Raw genomic sequence first — 259 nt, 5'->3', positions numbered from 1 at the left:
CATCATCCCCAGCGCGAGCGCGCGCTCGAGGTCGGCTGGTTCCATTACGGCGCGGATGTACAGAATTCCCGACCGAGTACCGGCATGCCGAGCGATGCACCTCGTATACTCAAGGCGCTGCGCGCGGCTCCCAGCTTCCTGATGGTAGGGACGGTCGAGCCGCGTAAAGGGCATGCACAGGCGCTGACCGCTTTTGAGCAGCTCTGGCAACAAGGTACTGCGGTCAATCTGGTGATCGTCGGCAAATCCGGGTGGCTGG

At 62.9% G+C, this 259-nt stretch carries 1 protein-coding gene; it reads left to right on the top strand.

The window, feature by feature from the left end; all coding sequences use genetic code 11:
- The coding region (locus SB764_RS41945; RefSeq protein ID WP_410867029.1) for a glycosyltransferase at positions 1 to 259 on the top strand (259 nt) is incomplete at both ends.

It is taken from the genome of Paraburkholderia sp. SIMBA_027, assembly GCF_046535315.1.
Taxonomy (GTDB): domain Bacteria; phylum Pseudomonadota; class Gammaproteobacteria; order Burkholderiales; family Burkholderiaceae; genus Paraburkholderia; species Paraburkholderia tropica.
The sequence above is the reverse complement of the archived record's forward strand: the minus strand, read 5'-3'. Positions and strand labels throughout refer to the sequence as shown.